Genomic DNA, 16,229 nt, shown 5'->3' with positions numbered 1-16,229 from the left:
GGGGGGGGGGGGCCGGCCCCCCCCCCCCGAGGCTTGCGGGGAGGGCGGCCCGAAGCCAAGCGCCCGGCAAAAAGCCACGCAGGAACTGGGCGTTCCGGGCGAGCCCCGGCCCCTCACCCCAACCCTCTCCCCGGAGGGGAGAGGGAGCCTGATCATGGCGAATATGAAGGCACGCGCTCATGCGTCATCCTCCAGCGCCGGGTGCGGGTTGCGGATGGCGGCGAGATACGTCGTGCGCGGACGGGTGTTGAGTTCCTCCAGCAAGGTGTAGTGGCGCGGCGAGGCCTTCTGGCGGCTGACCGCGCTGGCCGGGTCCTGCTGGTCGCCGAAGACGATCGCCTGGGTCGGGCATACCGCCTGGCAGGCGGTCAGCACCTCGCCGTCGGCGATGCGCCGGCCTTCGCGGTCGGCGGCGATGTGCGCGGTCTCGATGCGCTGGATGCAGTAGGTGCATTTCTCCATGACGCCGCGGTTGCGCACGGACACGTCCGGGTTGCGCTGCGCCTTGAGCGTTTCGGTATGCAGGTCGCTGTACTGCAGGAAGTTGAAGCGGCGCACCTTGTAAGGGCAGTTGTTGGAGCAGAAGCGCGTGCCCACGCAGCGGTTGTAGACCTGCACGTTGAGCCCCTCGGCATCGTGCACGGTGGCGCCCACTGGGCAGACCACCTCGCAGGGCGCGTGCTCGCAGTGCATGCACGGCACCGGCTGGTGGTGGATGCGCGGGGCGCGTGCGTCGCCCTCGTAGTAGCGGTCGATGCGGATCCAGTGCATCTCGCGGCCGCGCTCGACTTCCTCGACACCAACGACGGGGATGTTGTTCTCCGCCTGACAGGCGATGGTGCAGGCGCCGCAGCCGATGCAGGCGTTGAGATCCACGCTCATGCCCCAGGCGTATTCGCCGTGCAGGCGGTCGGGGTAGAGGCTCGGCGGCGGCTGCGCGTGCTCCTGCGCAAAGGTGGGATCGGCGCGGAAGGCCTCGAGGGTGCTGGCCCGCACCGGCTCGCGGCCCTCCATGGTGTGGTGGCGCTGGGTAGTGGCCAGCGCATGGTGCGCGCCGGTGCGGTTGACGCGCAGGCCGTCGCTGCGCCAGGGCGCGTCCATGCTGCGCAGCGCGTAGGCGTCGAAGCCCAGGTGTCCGCCCACGCGCCCTGCATGGCGACGACCGTAGCCGAGGCAGACGGTGACGCTGCGCGCGGCCTGCCCCGGCATCACCCACACCGGCGCCTGGGTGTGGCGGCCGTCGATGCGCAGCTCCAGTGCGTCGCCGTTCTTCAGGTCGTGGGCGAGCGCGAGCTCGGGGCTGACCAGCGCCACGTTGCTCCAGGTCAGCGTGGTCAGCGGCTTGGGGCACTCCTGCAGCCAGCCGTTGTTGGCGTAGCGGCCGTCCCATACGGTCGGATCGGGGGCGATGAGCAGTTCCAGGCCGGGTGCGTCTTCCGGCGCGGTCGCCTGCGCGAGGAAACCGCGGTCCACGCGCGGTTGTTGCGCCGGCGGTGCGCTGTGCGGGATCACGCCGCTCTGCAGAATCGCGCGCCAGGCTGCCTCGTCGGCCTGCCAGGTGCCCTGCACGCGCGCACGCGGGCTTTGCAGGTCACCCAGGAACAGCGCCAGCAGTTCATGCGCGCTGCGGCTGTCGTACAGCGGCGCGATCACCGGCTGCACCGCGCTGGCGGTGCCGTCGGCCGCGCGCAGGTCCGACCAGGCTTCCAGCGCGTGCGTGCGTGGCAGGTGCCACTGGCATGCGCGTGCGGTCTCGTCGCGGTAAAGCCCGAGGTGGATCCGGTGGGGCACTTTCGCCAGGTGCGCGGCGAACTGCGCGTCGACCGGCGTGGCGTACACGGGATTGCCGTCGATGATCAGCAGCGTGTCGACCTGGCCGCCGGCCATCGCCGCGGTGAGTTCGTGCAGGCCCTGCGCCGAGGACTCCCACGGCTCGGGCGGCGCGTAGTACTCGACCGTGTGGCCGGCGTTGCCCAGCGCCTCGTTGAGCAGGTGCGCGAGCGCATGCACCCATGGCGGCTGCGTGCGTCCGGCGAGCACCAGCGAGCTGCCGTGCTGCGCGTCCAGGTCCTGCGCCAGTGCACGCAGGCGGCGGGTCGACAGGCCGCTGGACTGGGTCGCATGCACGCCGGGGACGCCGAGCAGTTCGCCCAGCTCCAGCGCCGCCATGCCGATGTGCGCCGAACCCAGCGCCCAGCGGTGGTCGGCCTTGGCGCCGGTAAGCGAGGGCGAGGCTTCGATCACGTACAGACGGCTGAATGCCTCGGCCTGTGGGTCGCGCCCGCCGATGAAGTCGCGGCCGTGACGCAGCGTGCCCGGCATGGCGCCGAGGAAGTCGGCCTCGAGCGCGAGAATCGTTTGCGCGCGGTCGAAGTGGTAACGCGTGCGCAGCGGCTCGCCGAACGCCAGCCGGGCGCCGGCCAGCGCGTTGTCCTCGTCGACCGCTTCGTAGGCGTGCCAGCGGGACCCGGGAAAGCGCTTGAGCCACGCCTCGCGCTGGGCCGCCAGCGTGGGCGAGTCGAGCCGGCCGCTGAGGACGTGCAGGCCGCGACCGTCACGGGCGAAGCGCGCCGCGAGCGTGCGTACCTCGTCGCCGAACGCGTCCCAGCTCGACGCTACGCCCTCGTGCACCGGCGCCTGCGAGCGGTCGGGATCCCACAGCTCCAGCACCGCGGCCTGCATCGCCGGGGTGGTGGCGCCCAGGCTCGTCGGGTGCGCGGGATTGCCTTCGATCTTGGTCGGCCGGCCCTGGTGGGTTTCCACCAGCACGCCGGCCACGTCGCCCGCGCAGGCCAGCGTGCTGGCATAGAAGCGCGGCAACGCCGGCGGCAACTGGTCGGGGCGGCGCACCCACGGCACGATCTCTTCCTGCGGCGGGCGGCTGCAGGCGCCCAGCCCGGCCAGCGCGAGCGAGGCGCCGAGCAGCTTGAGGAAGCCGCGGCGGCCCAGTTGCGGTTCGAGCTGGGAGAGCTGCGGGAAAGCTTCGCTCAGGCGGGCGCGCCAGGCCGGTTGCTCGACCAGCTCCTCCAGCGCGCGCCAGTAGTGCGGGCCGCGGGCGTCGGCCAGGCGGGTGCGCAGGGCATCGAAGGCTGCAGGATGGTTCACGCCTGCGCTCCCATCGCGCCATGTCCCTGTAGGAGCCCGCTGGCGGGCGATGCTCTCAAAGGCATCGCCCGCCAGCGGGCTCCTACAGGGGCGCGGGGCTTCTGGCGGCTCATCGGTGGCATACCGAGCAGTCCGTCAGGCGGCGGGTGTCGATGTGGTAGCGCTTGATCAGCGCCAGGCCGAGTTTTTCCTGGTCGTCGGCCTGCCAGCCCATGGCGAATTCCTGCTCGCGCGGGCGCAGGTATTTCTGTGGCGCGCGATGGCAGTCAAGGCACCATTCCATCGACAGCGACTTCGTGCGCATGGTCAGTGGCATGCGGTCGACGCGGCCGTGGCAGCTTTCGCAGCCGACGCCCTTGGCGACGTGGATCGAATGGTTGAAGTAGACGAAGTCGGGCAACTGGTGAACCCGCTGCCAGTGCAGCGCCACGCCGCGCTGCCAGCTTTCGACCACGGGCTTCAACACGGCCTGGTCGGTGTAGAGCTGCGAGTGGCAGGTCATGCAGGTGGAGATTGGCGGCATCCCGGCGAAGGCCGAGGTTTCCACCGTGTCGTGGCAGTAGCGGCAGTCGATGCCGTCGTCACCGACGTGATGCTTGTGGCTGAAGGGGACGGGTTGTTCCACGGCCTCGCCGATGCGGTGCGGTTCGTTGGTCAGGCCGCGCCAGGCCAGCACCGCGGCGCTCGCGAGCACCAGCACGGCCAGCACGGCGAGCTTGACGAACAGGCCGAAGCGCGGATGGAAGATCTGGGTCATCGCCCTCTCGTGTGGGTCCTTTCAGGCGAGCGTTCGACAGCAACCATCGCAGGGGTGGCGTGAAGCCCGGTTTTATTTAGTAGTGCGGCGCGAAGCGCCACCTTCGCCTCCTCTCCCCTCCGGGGAGAGGATTGAGCTGAGGGGTCGCTCTTGCGGGGAACTCCACAGGGAAACTTCCCGCGAGCCCGGCCCTCGCCCCGAGGCAGAGGGGGGCAGGGCGATCGACCTTGCCGCGAGCCTCGGCCCCTCACCCCAGCCCTCTCCCCGGAGGGGAGAGGGCGCAGAGCGTCAGGGCGACTTGCGCAGCGTTTCGCGCAGGTCTTCCACGTCATCGGCATCCACCGCCTCCGCGTGGTTGCCCCAGGCGTTGCGGACATAGGTGGTCAGGTCGGCGATCTGCGCATCGCTCAGGTGATCGGCGAAGCCCTGCATCGCCAGGCCGGTCGGCTCGGCCGTGGTCCTGGGAATGCGCGCGCCGTCGAGGATCACGCCGATCAGCGTGTCGGCGCTCGCGGCTTGCACGGCGGTACTCTGCCGCAGCGGCGGGAACGCGCCGATCTCGCCCTGGCCCTGCTTCAGGTGGCAGCCTTCGCAGTTGTCCACATAGAGCGCTGCGCCGCGATCGAGGGTGTCCTTGTCGACCGTGGCCACCGACGCGTCCTTCGGCGCCGGCAGGCTCTTGAGGTAGACGGCGATGGCTTCCAGGTCGGGCTTGCTCAGGTACTGGGTCGACTGCTCGACCACCTCGGCCATCGGCCCGGCGGCGGCGGTGCGGCTGTTACGGCCGGTGCCCAGATATTGCACGAGGTCCTGCTCGGTCCAGCTGCCCAATCCATCGCGGACGCCGCCAGCCAGGCTCGGCGCGTAGGCGTTCTCGGCGTGGCCGCCGGTGGGCGGGTCGTCCATGTCGGTAGCGCCGGCGAAGTTCTTGTCGCCATGGCAGGCGCTGCAGTGGCCCAGGCCATTGACCAGGTAGGCGCCGCGGTTCCACTGCGCCGAGCGCTTCGGGTCGCTCTGGTAGGTACCGTCGTCGAAGTACATGCCGTTCCACATCGCCATCAGCCCGCGCTGGTCGAGCGGCCAGGGCAGCGCGTTGTGGCGGGCCACCTGGCGCACCGGCGTGAGCGTGTCGAGGTAGGCCTTGATCGACAGCACGTCGTCGCGGCTCAGCTTCGTGTACCAGGGGTAGGGGAAGGCTGGATAGAGGTGGTTGCCCTGGCGGTCGATGCCCTCGTGCATGGCGCGATAGAAGTCTTCGTTGGTCCAGCGTCCGATGCCGGTTTCCGGATCCGGCGTGATGTTGGTGGAGTAGATCGTGCCGAATGGCGTCGGGATGGCGCGGTCGCCGGCGAACGGCTTGCCGCCGGGGGCGGTGTGGCAGGCCTCGCAGTCGCCCGCGCGCACCAGATAGCGGCCGCGGGAGATCTCGCCCCAGGGTCCCGGGCTCATGCGTTCGCCGAGCTTGATGGCCGAGGGTGCGGCCGCGTCGCGGTCGTGGCTGCAGGCGGTGCAGAGCATGGCGAGCAGGAGCAGGGACGCGAGGGCCAGGGCTTTGCGCAAGCTTGCCCCCATCCGCCCTCCGGGCACCTTCCCCCGTGGAACGGGGGAAGGATTCGCGATCTCGCCCACCGAGCCTTCCCCCGTTCCACGGGGGAAGGTGCCGACAGGCGGATGGGGGAAGCCTTGCGGGGAACGGGCAAACGGCGCGCTCATGTCGTCACCAGCGGGCCGGGATTCTTCAGATACCGCTTCATCGCCTCCGCCGACCAGTAGGTCAGCGCGCCGACCGTGCCGGTCGGGTTGTAGCCGGCGTTCTGCGGGAACACGCTCGCGCCCATCACCCACAGGTTGGGCACGTCCCAGCTCTGCAGGTAGCGGTTGACCACCGAGGTCTTCGGATCGTCGCCCATCACGGCTCCGCCGGTGTTGTGCGTGGTCTGGTAAGGCACGATCGAGTACGGACCCTGGCGCTTCTTCTCGTGGATGCCGGCGCCGGGTATCGCGCGGCCGATCTGCGCGGCCTTGTCGGTGAGGAAGCCGGACATCTTCAGCTCGTTCGGCTGGAAGTCGAAGGTCAGCCGCAGCAGCGGATTGCCGTAGACGTCGCGCCAGGTCGGGTCCAGGTCCAGGTAGCTGTTGCGATAGCTCATCACGCTGCCGTGGGTGGCGATCGAGCAGGCGGTGAGGTAGTTCTCGTGCATCGCCTTCTTCCAGCCGGCGCCCCACTTGGGCGCGTTTTCCGGCAGGTAGTGCTGCAGGATCGGCCGCCCGCCCGTGTTCCACAGCGCGATGTAGCCGCCGCCGACGAAACCGTGCGGGCCGTGGTCGAAGTTGTCGCCGTTGAACTCGTCGATCGCCTGCCCGAGCGCGCCGGCGCCCATGAACGGGTTCAGCCGCTCCTTCTGGAAGACGTCGACGGAGGAAGTGATCTGGTAGGCATAGTTGCGCCCGACCACGCCGGTGTTCGACATCGGGTCATACGGCTGGCCGATCTTCGAAAGCAGCAGCAGGTGCACGTTGTGCTGGGCGAACGCGCACAGCACCACCATCTGCGCCGGCTGCTCGAACTCGTTGCCCTCGACGTCGACGTAAGTGACGCCGGTGGCGCGCTTGCCGGTCGAATCGGTGTTGACGCGGGTGACGTTGCAGTGCGTGCGGAAGTGGAAGTTGTCCTTCTTCAGCAGCACCGGAAGGATGGTCGTTTGCGGGCTCGCCTTGGAATAGTTGCCGCAGCCGAACCACTCGCAGTAGCCGCAGTAGGTGCACTGGCCCATCTGCACGCCCAGCGGGTTGCGGTACGGCCGCGAGGCGTTGGCGGCCGGGCACGGGAACGGCTTGAAGCCCACCTCGCGCGCAGCCTTGTCGAACAGCACGGTGGAAGCGCTGCGTTCCAGCGGCGGCAGCGGATAGCCGCGCTTGCGCGCACCTTCGAACGGGTTGCCGCCGACGACCAGCTGGCCGTTGACGTTGCCGGCCTGGCCGGAGATGCCGCAGAGGTATTCGAAGCGGTCGTAGTGCGGCTCCAGCTCCTCGTAGGTGACGCCCCAGTCCTGCAGGTTCATGTCGGCGGGAATGAAACCCTTGCCGTAGCGCTGCTCGGTATGCGAGCGGATCACGAAATCCTGCGGCAGGAAGCGCCAGCACTGGCCGTTCCAGTGCACGCCGGCGCCGCCCACGCCCGCCGCCGGCATGAACGAACCCAGATGGCGCATCGGCAGCGCGGTCTGGCTGGCGTTGTTGCGGAAGGTGAGCGACTCGCGCTCGGGCGATTCGAAGATCTGCTTGCGCACCGCGTAGCGCAGTTCGTCCTGGATGTGGTCGGTGGCGAAGTCCGGGACGGTGTCGCGCCAGGCGCCGCGCTCCAGTGCTAGCACCTGCACGCCGGCGTCGGTCAGCTCCTGCGCGATGATCGAGGCGGTCCAGCCGAAGCCAACCAGCACCACGTCCACGGGCGGCATCTGCCGCGCCATCAGGAAGCCTCCCCGGCATGCGCGAGCGCCGCGCCGGGCACGCGGCCGATCAGGCTGACGTAGGGCTGCTGGTAGGGCTTGCCGTATTCGCCGATCTCGCGCACGTAGTTGTAGCGGGGGCCCGGGAAGCCGACCAGTTTCCAGCCGGCGAAGTCGCGGTTGCCGCCGTAGGCCGGGTCGGCCAGGAAGCCTTCCTGGGTGTTCTGCCAGAGCAGGTTAAAGAAGGTCGTGGAGGGCACGTCGCCCAGGTCGACCTTGCCGCCCTCGAGCGCGTGCAGCACTTCGTCCTGCTGGTCGCCGGTGAGTTTGGCAAATGGCTGCTGGTACTTCCCGCGGCAGTGTTTGTCGATGCCAGCGATCGCCTGGCGATAGAGCTGGGCGGGGGTGAAGCGCAACTGGTAGCCCTGGCCGTTGATGCCAGTGGGCCACGGACCCTGCATGTACCAGCGCTCGGCACGACCGTAGGGGCCGGCCAGTTGCAGGTCGAGGAAGGTGGGGATGCCGGCCTTGTCGCCTCCCGGGCCCAGCGCATCGGTGGGGATCAGTCGCGCGGTGGCGGCCTGGATGAAATCCATCTCCCCGGGTGCGAAGAAGGCGTTGGCGGTGCCGCCGTGCGCATCGGTACCGCTACCCCCGCAGGCGCACAACACCATGCCGGCCGGCACCGTCACGCCGATCAGCCTGAGGAAGTCCCGGCGTGCCGGATCGTGGTTCACGTTGCCGCTCCTCTCCTTCACTGGAAAAAGAGAGCCTAGGCAGGCGGCGGTGAAGAGCCGGCGTCATCGGGGTGAAGGCCGGGTCGTAATTCGGTCGCAATAACTTACGTTTCTTCAATGACTTGCGAGGCCGCGCGGTATCGAAGAGCCCGTTGATCGGCGACTGACGGCCGCTTAATGGCCGGCAAGCAGCCTCGGCGGCGGAAGCGGTTGCACGGGTGGTGAACATTTCTGAACCCGATACCGAAGTTCGCATGCTTAATGCTTGACGCAGCAATGCTTTGGCCTGCACGCTTCCCTCACTTCTGTATGGTCAGGATTCACGGTTCGGGCCGCGCGTGCGGGTGTGGGAGGTGTCATGGCGAAGGACAACCTTGTGTTGCTGGTGGAAGACGACTCGGACACGCGCGAGGTCATGGCGCTGCTGCTCGACGCGGCCGGCTACCAGGTGCTCTCCGCGCGCGACGCCAGCACCGGCATCCGCCTGATGGACGAACAGCCCGGGATCGACGTGATCGTCACCGACGTCAACATCGGCGGCGGCCAGGATGGCATCAGCATGACCGAGGAGCTGCGCCGGCGCGGATCGAACGCGGCCGTCGTGGTGATTTCCGGCGATCCGGAGGCCTCCAGCGAACGGTTGGGCCCGACCGCCACCTTCCTTCCCAAACCGTACGACCGCAAGGCGCTGCTGGCGGCCATCGCCGATGCGCGCGCCAAGAACGCCCGCGCCTGCGCCGTCGCCGACGAGGGTCGGCCGCCGTATCCCGGTTTATCTCATTGACCACTTGAGGTAGGTTCGGTTGAGGCCGGCCAACCGGAACGCGGTCGTGCTGCGACTGCAACCCTTTTGTCCGGGGAACGAATGCCGATGACACCGTCATGGACGGCCGTGACGCGGTGCTTGCTGTGCAAGGACGGTGGCGTGGAGACGAGCGGTCCCAATTCTTACCAGTTGCTGGTTCAGTCCATCCTGGACTACGCCATCTTCATGGTCGATCCGCAGGGCCGCATCCGCAGCTGGAATGCCGGTGCCGAGCAGATCCACGGCCACCGCGCCGCCGACATCGTCGGCCGCGCCTTCGCCCTGTTGCATACCGAGGAGGAACGCGCCGGCGGTAGACCGGAGCTGATCCTGCACATGGCCGCGGCGCACGGCCGCTTCCAGGAAGAGGCCGAACGACTGCGCCGCGATGGCAGCCGCTTCTGGGCGCACGTGGTGTGCGACGCGGTGCGTGACGAGCACGGCCATTTGCTCGGGTTCGCCATGGTCACCCGCGACATCACCGAGCGGCGCATGACCGAGCAACGGCTGCGCGAGGTGGAGCGGCGCTTCCGCCTGTTCGTCGACGGCGTGACCGACTGCGCCATCTGCATGCTCGACCCCAGCGGCATCGTCACCGACTGGAACGCCGGTGCGGAACGCATCAAGGGCTACACCGCCGCGGAGATCGTCGGCCATTCGCTGACGCGGTTCTTCGTCAATCCACTGGTCGCACAGACGGCCATGACCGTGGCCAGCGAGAACGGCCGCTACGACGTGGTCGACTGGCAGGTGCGCAAGGATGGCTCGCGCTTCATGGCCGAGATCGCGATCGATGCGATCCGCGACAACGATGGCCAGTTGCTGGGCTTCGCCAAGATCACCCGCGACATCACCGCGCGGGTGGAGGCGGAGCGTCATCTGGAGGACACCCGCGCGCAGTTGTTCCAGTCGCAGAAGATCGAAGCGCTCGGCCAGCTCACCGGCGGCATGGCGCATGATTTCAACAATCTCCTGCAGGGCATCATCGGCTCGCTGGAAGTGGTCGAGATGCGCCTGGCCGCCGGTCGCCAGGATGTCGAGCGCTTTCTCGGCAACGCGCTGGATTCGGCCAAGCGCGCCGCCACGCTGACCCATCGCCTGCTCGCCTTCGCGCGGCGCCAGCCACTGGCGCCCAAGAGCGTGAACCTCAACGACCTGGTCGCGCAGATCGCCGAGCTGCTGCCGGCCACGCTGGGCGAGCGGATCCGGCTGGAGCTCGACCTGGCGCCCGCGCTGGTGCCGGTGCTGTGCGATCCGAACCTGCTGGAAAGCGCGATCCTCAACCTGGCCATCAACGCGCGTGACGCTATGCCCGAGGGCGGCCAGCTGACCATTCGCACCGGCTCGGTGCCACCCGGCGAAGGGCCGCTGCGCCGTCCGCACAGCCTGCGCGATGCGCCCACGCTGCTGCTGCAGGTAAGCGACACCGGCGTGGGCATGACACCCGAGGTGCGTGCGCGCGCCTTCGATCCGTTCTTCACCACCAAGCCCAAGGGCCGCGGCACCGGGCTGGGTCTGTCGATGATCCACGGCTTCGTCAGCCAGTCGCGCGGCGCCATCGAGCTGGAAAGCGAGCCCGGCCACGGCACCACCGTGTCGATCTACCTGCCCAGCGGCGAGCGCCGCAGCGTGCGCGCGCTGGACGACCGCGGCGGCGCCGGCACGCGCTGGGAGCCTGCCGCCGGCGAGACCATCCTGCTGGTGGAGGACGAGGACGTGGTGCGTGACCTCATCGCCGGCAAGCTGCGCGAGCTGCGCTACCGTGTGCTCGAAGCGCGCGACGGCCATGCCGGCCTGGCCATCATCGAGTCGACCGAGCGCATCGACCTGGTCGTCTCCGACATCGGCTTGCCCGGCCTGACCGGCATGCACATGGTCGAGATCGGCCGGCGCCGCCGACCCGACATGAAGGTGCTGTTCGTGACCGGCTACGCCGAGACGATGCCGGAAGACTGGACGCTGGACGCCAACACCGACCTGCTGACCAAGCCGTTCGAGTTCGACGCCCTGGTTGCGCGCATGCGCGCACTGCTGCCCGGTCCGCTGAAGCAGGCAAGCTCGCCGTAGGGCGGGCTTGAGCCCACCGGGAGCATCCGCAACGGAGGCGGCGGGCTGAAGCCCACCCTACGGCCTCCAGACAGGCAGGCGCCCGCCTGTAAAAACTGCCGCGACCGGTAAAACCTGCCAGCGCCCGGTGCACGGCCGGGCTCGCCGTCGCCCGCGCGTGGGATTGGCACATGGCTTGAATGGCGTCAGATGTCCCTCCTTCACGAGGCATCCCCATGCACGTGTTCCTGCCCTGCCCGCCGCTGGTCAATCCGATCCGCGTGCCGCGCATGCCGCCGCCCGGCAGCATGGTGCCGTCCAAGCCGGTCGGCGATCCCGAATCGCTGCCGCCCGATCCCACGCCGCCGCAGCCCTACGACCCGGGCGATCCGGTTCGCGCGCCGCGTCCGCGCGAACCGGACATGCCAGCGATCGATCCGCACGAGCCCGGCATTCCCGTACCGCGCATCGGCGAGCCCGGCACGCCGCTGTGCCGCTGGCTGAACTGACGAAAAAGTTGACACGAAGTCTGCAATTTTTTCGCGTCCGACCCCTTTCCACAGGAGGCCCCATGAGCCAAGACGACGATCGCTACGACGACGAAAAGTCACGCTACCGCACCCGCGGGGACCGCATCCGGGAACGCAACCTGCGCGATCCGTACGAGGCCGGCCGGCAGGTCCGCACCTACGGGCCCGAGCAGGATCGCCCCTGGCAGGCCGCGCACCCGCACCGCGACGTCGAGCGCAGCCAGCGGCCCGACTGGAACGAGCAGCCCGCCCGCTATGGCGGCGGCTACAACGACGACGATGAGCTGTGGTCGCGCCCGCGTGGCGCACGCGGCGATGCGCGCTACGGCCTGGACACCGACGCCGAACGGCACTTCGTCGAGGGCTACCAGAACCCGGACAACCGCCACCGCGCGCATGGCTACGGTCGCTCCTACGACACCTGGCGCGGTGAACCGCGCCATGGCCAGAGCAACAGCGGCTACGACACCGCGCGCGCCTACGGTCAGGGCAGCCGGCAGGACGACGCACGCAGCGACCGCATGCACGCCAGTTGGACCCAGGAACACGACTACGAAGGCCCGCGCTACGGCGCCGGCGAGCCGCGTCCCTCACCCGGCCGGCGTGGCATCGGCAGCCAGTACGCCCATACCGACACCTACGGCGGTGCCGGTTTCCGCCAGCAGGGCAAGCGCTACTGGTTCGACGAGGGCGACCAGCGCGGCCAGTTTCGCGGCACCCAGCCGCGCGGCTACGAACGCAGCGACGAGCGCCTGCGCGAACTGGTCTGCGAACACCTGACCGACGCGGACGTGGACGCCAGCGACATCGAGGTCAAGGTCAACCAGGGCACGGTCACGCTCGAGGGCAGCGTGAGCGCACGCTGGATGAAGCATGCCGCGGAGGACATCGTGGACGACCTGGGCGGCGTGAAGGACATCCAGAACCAGCTGCGCGTGCGTCGCGGCGATACCGACACCGGGGCACAAGCCGCGTCGACGGGCGGCAACACGGCGGGTACCGCCGCGTCGACTGCTACGCCCGCCGGCACCGGTTCCTCGGGCGGCCTCGCCGGCCAGGGCGGCGGTGACATCGGCGGACGCAGCCGGCATTGACGATGCATGGCGCCTGCCTGCATGGCACACAGGCAGGCGCCGACCGACCGCTGGTCTCACGTGTACGGCATGCGCCACACGCGTGTCGGGCAATCCTTACAACTAGGAACATCTCTTCGACGCTACTTGCACTTCGCATGCGGCATCGTCGGTTTCGTCCACGCCGACCTGCCAAGCGCTGCACGGTTTCAGCTGCCGCCGTGGATACACGGGCGCACGGACGTCCCGATTTCCTCCACGAGACAGCCTGGGGTCACGGACCCCTCCCCGGTGAAATTGTGCCGACGACTGCTTCCATCCTGCTCGTTGACGACGACCTTCAATTCCTAGACGTGGTAACCGCCTTTGCCGAACCGAAAGACTGCACCGTCACCGGTGCCGGAAGCCTGGCGCATGCGCTCAAGCTCACCGCCGAACAACGATTCGATCTTTTGTTGCTCGACCTGTCGTTGCCCGATGGCAACGGGCTGGAACTGATCGGCCGCCTGGACCCGCAACAGACCGGGCAGGTAGTCGTGGTCACTGGACATCCTTCGGTGGAGACCGCCGTGCGTGCGCTGCAACTGCCCGTGCTGGATTACCTGATCAAGCCGATCGAAGGTGCGCAGCTGAACTGCCTGCTCGACCAGGCGATCGCGGCGGCCAAGCTGCGCACCGCCTCGCGCGAAGACAGCGAGCGCTGCGGTGACCTGATCGGCGCCAGCGCAGTAATGCAGCGGCTGTTCGACAAAATCCGCCGCGTCGCGCCGCTGGACGTGACGGTGCTGGTCCACGGTGAAAGCGGAACCGGCAAGGAGCTGGCCGCGCGCGCGCTGCACCAGTACAGCGAACGCAGCGGCCGCTTCGTCGCGGTCAACTGCGGCGCGATTGCGCCGGACCTGCTCACCAGCCAGCTGTTCGGCCACGAGCGCGGCAGCTTCACCGGCGCGGTCAAGGACCATGCCGGCTTCTTCGAGCAAGCGCAGGGCGGCACGCTGTTCCTGGACGAATGCACCGAGATGCCGCTGCAGCTGCAGACGCACCTGCTGCGCGTGCTGGAGGAGCGCGACGTCACCCGCGTCGGCGCCAGCGCCAGCAAACCGGTGGACGTGCGCGTGATCGCCGCGACCAACCGTGATCCGCTGCAGGCGGTGCGCGATGGCGTGCTGCGCGCGGACCTCTACTACCGCCTGATGGATTTCCCGCTGGCGATGCCGCCGCTGCGGGAGCATCCCAGCGACATCCCGCTGCTCGCCCAGCGTTTTCTCGACCGTCTCAACGAGCGCTACGGCACTTCGCGTCGCTTCGCTCCCGACGCGATGCGCCGGCTGCTCACCCACGACTGGCCGGGCAACGCACGCGAGCTCAAGCACGCCGTGCAGCGCGCATGGGTGATGTCCGGCGAAGAGCTGGACATGCGCATCGCCCAACAGCCACAACACCCCCTGCACCAGGCGCACGACCACGGCAGCATGCCCTTCCGCATCGGCATGACCATCGAGGAAATGGAAAAGCAGATGCTCCTGCGCACGCTTGCGCATTTCGACAACGACAAGACGCGGACGGCCGAGGCGCTGGGGGTCAGCCTCAAGACGATCTACAACAAGCTGTCGCGTTACCAGCACGAAGACCGCGAATGAAATGAACGCACGACCGGCCAGCTCAGCCATCACCCCCATCCCCCTGCCGCTGCCGACCACGTTGCAAGCGCTCGATGCCTCCTCCGCGGAGGAGGCCATCACGCGCCTGCTGCAGCACGTCAGCCTGCAATGGCACGCCGAGGTCTGCCTACTGGTGGCTCCGCACCGCCAGAGCGGGCAGGGCCGCTACTGCTGGCAGCTGCCGCCGCCACCAACCTCGCGCCGTGACGCACGCGCGCTGGCCGGCCAGGTGGCGACGCAGTCGCTGCGCTCGGCGCTGACGGTCGAACGCAGCGACGCGCGCGAGCGCGGCGGCAACGCCCGCCTGCGAGCGATCGCCCTGCCGTGCCGGCGTGCGCGCCGTCCGGCCGCCGCCCTGGGCCTGGCCCTGTATCGCCCGCGCATGCTCGACGCAGAGGAACGGGCCGCGCTGGCCCACGTCGGCGCCTGGCTGGCGGTGCTGTTGCAGCGCGAGCGGCGCGAGTCGACCGAGCAGGAGCAAAGCACCGATCCGGTGCTGGTCGTCGACGCGATCAACAACGCACTCAACGTGATTCTGATGCGCACCGACCTGGCCGCGTTGATGCTCGAGCGCAAGGAGCACGCCAACGTGCTCAACGTGCTCAACCAGATCGGCAGCGGCTGTCTGCGCTGTGCCGAACTGGCCCGCGGCCTGCTCACCGAGCCGCGGCCGCTGCGCCGGTCCGAGCTGAACTGACCCGCCCCCATGTAGGAGCCCGCGTGCGGGCGATGCTGTTGCGCAGGTGCATCCGGGCAAAAAGCATCGCCCGCAAGCGGGCTCCTACCAACATCGCGCGGCAAACGTCGAGCCGCGCTCCACACCGCCGTCACCGCCCGTAGCTGCCCGCATCGGCAAGTTTTCCAAGCGGCTTTGTAGTTTTGCCGCGACCGCTTGCGAGCAGGCGCGACAGCACCCGGCCTGTCGACGACGTTGGCCGCGAAACGGCGGCGTTCGGCGCATTTCCAGACTGGCATGGATGTTGCCACCACACGGCAGCCGTCGCGCAACGCGGCGCGCCGTCGGGCCCCCCACTGCTCGACGTCCCCCGAACGCATGAGAGAGCACCCACATGTCCAGCAAGAATCCAGGCAGCAGCACCAGCAAGCGCGGCTTCGCCAGCATGGACGAGGAGCGCCAGCGCGAGATCGCCAGCGAAGGCGGCCGCGCGGCGCACGCCAGCGGCCATGCCCACCAGTTCACGTCCGAGGAAGCGCGCCGGGCCGGCCAGAAGGGCGGCGAGGCGGTGAGCGCCAACCGCGAACACATGGCGGCGATCGGTCGCAAGGGCGGCGAGGCGAGCCATGGCCGCCGCGGCGACACCAAGTCCGCCCGCTCGGGCCAGAAGGACGAGGAAGGGGACTGATCGCGCGCCACGCAAAACCAGGGGCCGCAAACCATCCACGAGGAAAAGCACATGACCGTACGACCCATCAGCCTGGTGCTCGGCACCGTGCTGCTGGCCGGCCTGTCCTGCAGCGCGTTCGCGCAGAGCAGCACGGGCCAGGACAGCAGCGACCGCATGACCCACAGCATGCAGAGCGACGGCAGCCACGACGCGATGTTCATGCGCAAGGCGGCCGCGGCCAACATGGCCGAGATCCAGGCCGGTCGCATCGCGCTGGACAAGTCCAGCAACGCGCAGGTCAAGCAGTTGGCCCAGCGCATCATCGATGACCACACCAAGGCCGGCGACCAGCTGATGAGCATCGCCCAGCGCAAGCAGGTGTCCCTGCCCACCGAGCCGATGCCGATGCAGAAGCAGGAGGCCGACCACCTGAAGTCGCTCAGCGGCTCGGCATTCGACCAGGCCTATGCGCAGGCGATGGTCAAGGACCACCGCAAGGCGATCAAGCTGTTCGGCATGGAAAGCGCCAGCGGCAGCGATCCCGACCTCAAGCAGTTCGCCAGCACCACGCTGCCGGCGCTGAAGATGCACCTGCAGATGGCCGAGCAGCTCCCGGGCGGAAGCGGCATGCACCACGATGCGATGGACCACCACAGCGCCACGCCGATGGACGACAGCGGGTCGATGGGCATGCCCGCCTCGGGCAGCAGCACGCATTGA

General features: G+C 68.9%; 13 protein-coding genes. 8 read left to right on the top strand and 5 right to left on the bottom strand.

The genetic code is table 11. The features are described from left to right. Positions 1-177 precede the first annotated feature (177 nt). The 5 genes from ACFWZ3_RS11530 to ACFWZ3_RS11510 all read right to left on the bottom strand — a co-directional run bounded on the left by ACFWZ3_RS11530 (position 178) and on the right by ACFWZ3_RS11510 (position 8,048). Positions 178-3,105, bottom strand: a complete 2,928-nt coding sequence (locus ACFWZ3_RS11530; RefSeq protein ID WP_439707875.1) for a TAT-variant-translocated molybdopterin oxidoreductase — start codon at positions 3,103-3,105, stop codon at positions 178-180. 109 nt (positions 3,106-3,214) lie between these two features. Further along, on the bottom strand, positions 3,215-3,862 hold the full coding sequence (locus ACFWZ3_RS11525; RefSeq protein ID WP_439707874.1) for a cytochrome c3 family protein: 648 nt from the start codon (positions 3,860-3,862) through the stop codon (positions 3,215-3,217). 288 nt (positions 3,863-4,150) lie between these two features. Further along, positions 4,151-5,422, bottom strand: a complete 1,272-nt coding sequence (locus tag ACFWZ3_RS11520; protein ID WP_439707873.1) for a c-type cytochrome — start codon at positions 5,420-5,422, stop codon at positions 4,151-4,153. Positions 5,423-5,571: 149 nt separating this feature from the next. Beyond that, entirely contained in the window at positions 5,572-7,332 is a 1,761-nt protein-coding gene (locus tag ACFWZ3_RS11515) for a GMC family oxidoreductase (RefSeq protein ID WP_439707872.1), read from the bottom strand. Further along, positions 7,332-8,048 carry a gluconate 2-dehydrogenase subunit 3 family protein gene (locus ACFWZ3_RS11510; protein WP_439707871.1) on the bottom strand — a complete coding sequence of 239 codons (717 nt, stop codon included), beginning with the start codon at positions 8,046-8,048 and terminating at the stop codon, positions 7,332-7,334. The genes ACFWZ3_RS11515 and ACFWZ3_RS11510 overlap by 1 nt, the downstream gene beginning before the upstream one ends. Before the next feature lie 358 nt (positions 8,049-8,406). On the opposite strand from ACFWZ3_RS11510, the gene ACFWZ3_RS11505 reads away from it, so the two are divergent. From ACFWZ3_RS11505 to ACFWZ3_RS11470, 8 genes are all read left to right on the top strand, one after another. Beyond that, the gene (locus ACFWZ3_RS11505; protein WP_439707870.1) at positions 8,407-8,832 is read left to right on the top strand and encodes a response regulator; all 426 of its coding nucleotides are present in this window, start codon (positions 8,407-8,409) and stop codon (positions 8,830-8,832) included. Between the two features lie 141 nt (positions 8,833-8,973). Beyond that, entirely contained in the window at positions 8,974-10,920 is a 1,947-nt protein-coding gene (locus ACFWZ3_RS11500; RefSeq protein ID WP_439707869.1) for a PAS domain S-box protein, read from the top strand. Positions 10,921-11,135: 215 nt separating this feature from the next. Next, entirely contained in the window at positions 11,136-11,408 is a 273-nt protein-coding gene (locus ACFWZ3_RS11495; protein ID WP_439707868.1) for a hypothetical protein, read from the top strand. 62 nt (positions 11,409-11,470) lie between these two features. Next, the gene (locus ACFWZ3_RS11490) at positions 11,471-12,523 is read left to right on the top strand and encodes a BON domain-containing protein (RefSeq protein WP_439707867.1); all 1,053 of its coding nucleotides are present in this window, start codon (positions 11,471-11,473) and stop codon (positions 12,521-12,523) included. A 278-nt stretch (positions 12,524-12,801) separates the two neighbouring features. Then, entirely contained in the window at positions 12,802-14,142 is a 1,341-nt protein-coding gene (locus tag ACFWZ3_RS11485) for a sigma-54-dependent transcriptional regulator (RefSeq protein WP_439707866.1), read from the top strand. A gap of 1 nt (position 14,143) precedes the next feature. Continuing rightward, positions 14,144-14,860 carry a hypothetical protein gene (locus ACFWZ3_RS11480; RefSeq protein WP_439707865.1) on the top strand — a complete coding sequence of 239 codons (717 nt, stop codon included), beginning with the start codon at positions 14,144-14,146 and terminating at the stop codon, positions 14,858-14,860. Positions 14,861-15,233: 373 nt separating this feature from the next. Next, positions 15,234-15,527: a KGG domain-containing protein gene (locus ACFWZ3_RS11475; protein ID WP_439707864.1), complete on the top strand. Its 294-nt coding sequence runs from the start codon at positions 15,234-15,236 to the stop codon at positions 15,525-15,527. A 51-nt stretch (positions 15,528-15,578) separates the two neighbouring features. After that, a complete protein-coding gene (locus tag ACFWZ3_RS11470) occupies positions 15,579-16,229 on the top strand; it encodes a DUF4142 domain-containing protein (RefSeq protein WP_439707863.1) in 651 nt (216 codons plus the stop codon).

The organism is Frateuria sp. GZRR35, assembly GCF_051900415.1.
GTDB lineage: Bacteria > Pseudomonadota > Gammaproteobacteria > Xanthomonadales > Rhodanobacteraceae > Frateuria_A.
This window is presented reverse-complemented; position numbering and strand designations above follow the sequence as displayed.

What these genes read in the sequence shown, in the direction of transcription:
- ACFWZ3_RS11495 (WP_439707868.1), top strand. Translation starts at nt 11,136, where the DNA reads ATGCACGTGTTCCTGCCCTGCCCGCCGCTGGTCAATCCGATCCGCGTG.
- ACFWZ3_RS11480 (WP_439707865.1), top strand. Translation starts at nt 14,144, where the DNA reads ATGAACGCACGACCGGCCAGCTCAGCCATCACCCCCATCCCCCTGCCG.
- ACFWZ3_RS11515 (WP_439707872.1), bottom strand. Translation starts at nt 7,332, where the DNA reads ATGGCGCGGCAGATGCCGCCCGTGGACGTGGTGCTGGTTGGCTTCGGC.
- ACFWZ3_RS11525 (WP_439707874.1), bottom strand. Translation starts at nt 3,862, where the DNA reads ATGACCCAGATCTTCCATCCGCGCTTCGGCCTGTTCGTCAAGCTCGCC.
- ACFWZ3_RS11470 (WP_439707863.1), top strand. Translation starts at nt 15,579, where the DNA reads ATGACCGTACGACCCATCAGCCTGGTGCTCGGCACCGTGCTGCTGGCC.
- ACFWZ3_RS11475 (WP_439707864.1), top strand. Translation starts at nt 15,234, where the DNA reads ATGTCCAGCAAGAATCCAGGCAGCAGCACCAGCAAGCGCGGCTTCGCC.
- ACFWZ3_RS11505 (WP_439707870.1), top strand. Translation starts at nt 8,407, where the DNA reads ATGGCGAAGGACAACCTTGTGTTGCTGGTGGAAGACGACTCGGACACG.
- ACFWZ3_RS11490 (WP_439707867.1), top strand. Translation starts at nt 11,471, where the DNA reads ATGAGCCAAGACGACGATCGCTACGACGACGAAAAGTCACGCTACCGC.